Here is a 969-nt window from a genome sequence, read left to right as displayed (position 1 = left end):
TAAGACGTGTACTGGAAACCTTGGTCGCTGTGAACGACCAATCCGGTCACGTCTTTTTGCTTGGCAAACGCTTTTGCAAACGTCCGTAGAACCAGTTCATTGTCGTTACGTTGGCTGAGTTGGTACGCTACAATCTCATTGTTGAATAAGTCTTTAACTGCCGAAAGATACAGCCATCGCTCGCCTACCCGGTATTGCGTCACATCTGTCACCCATTTCTGGTTCGGTTTTTCTGCCGTAAAGTCTCGCTTCAGCAGATTCTCCGACACACGTTCTCCAGCTTGGTATGTCGTGTTAAAGCGGCGTTTAGGGCGAATGTTCGCTTGAAGCCCGAGTTTTTGCATCAGCCGCAGCACTTTCTTATGGTTCATCCATACACCGTCATCCTGCCACAAGAACAATTGGAGCTGCCGGTAGCCATACTTTCCTTCGTAGCGATTGTACGCTTCACGGATTAGCCGTTTCGCCTCGGCATCTCGGTCGTTCCCTTTTCGCTTCAAATAGGCGTAGTAACCACTTCTAGAGACACGAAAGAGCTGGCATAGTTCAGCTACTTGCCTTGGAATCGCTGCTTTCTCGATGAGCGTAAAGCGTTCTTCCTTTCCTCCTGGATCCAGATTTCCAAGCACTTTTTTAGCATTTCATTCTCCCGTTTGAGCTTTTGGACATACCGATCTTGATCCATATATTCTTTTCGTCGTCCTCGCTGATCCAACAATCCAAACTCGCCTTGTTCCCGATATTTTCGCATCCACCGCTTCATTCGGTCTTTGTCTTGAATACCAAGGTGTTCGTTGATTTGCCGATAAGTCCACTTCTCTTCTACATGAAGTCGAATCGCTTCTAATTTGACCTCTTTTGAATATTGCTTTAACTTTTGTCCTTTCATTACCACAAAAATACACCCCTTAGAATTCATCGGAATAACCAAGGGTTTTTTCCAATGTCTATTCTAAGGGGTGCACTTCA

Annotated in this window: 2 protein-coding genes; both read right to left on the bottom strand. The window is 45.8% G+C overall.

The window, feature by feature from the left end; all coding sequences use genetic code 11:
- On the bottom strand, positions 1-629 hold a 629-nt coding region (locus HMPREF9412_RS01470), incomplete at its 3' end, for an IS3 family transposase (protein ID WP_139083833.1).
- On the bottom strand, positions 551-889 hold the full coding sequence (locus tag HMPREF9412_RS01465) for a helix-turn-helix domain-containing protein (RefSeq protein ID WP_254663978.1): 339 nt from the start codon (positions 887-889) through the stop codon (positions 551-553). The genes HMPREF9412_RS01465 and HMPREF9412_RS01470, both read right to left, overlap by 79 nt.
- Positions 890-969 lie beyond the last annotated feature (80 nt).

Origin of the sequence: Paenibacillus sp. HGF5 (genome assembly GCF_000204455.1) — a bacterium.
Taxonomy (GTDB): domain Bacteria; phylum Bacillota; class Bacilli; order Paenibacillales; family Paenibacillaceae; genus Paenibacillus_AQ; species Paenibacillus_AQ lautus_A.
The sequence above is the reverse complement of the archived record's forward strand: the minus strand, read 5'-3'. Positions and strand labels throughout refer to the sequence as shown.

Bases quoted from the DNA above. Each gene is read 5' to 3' on its own strand.
- HMPREF9412_RS01465 (WP_254663978.1), bottom strand. From the start codon at position 889: ATGAAAGGACAAAAGTTAAAGCAATATTCAAAAGAGGTCAAATTAGAA.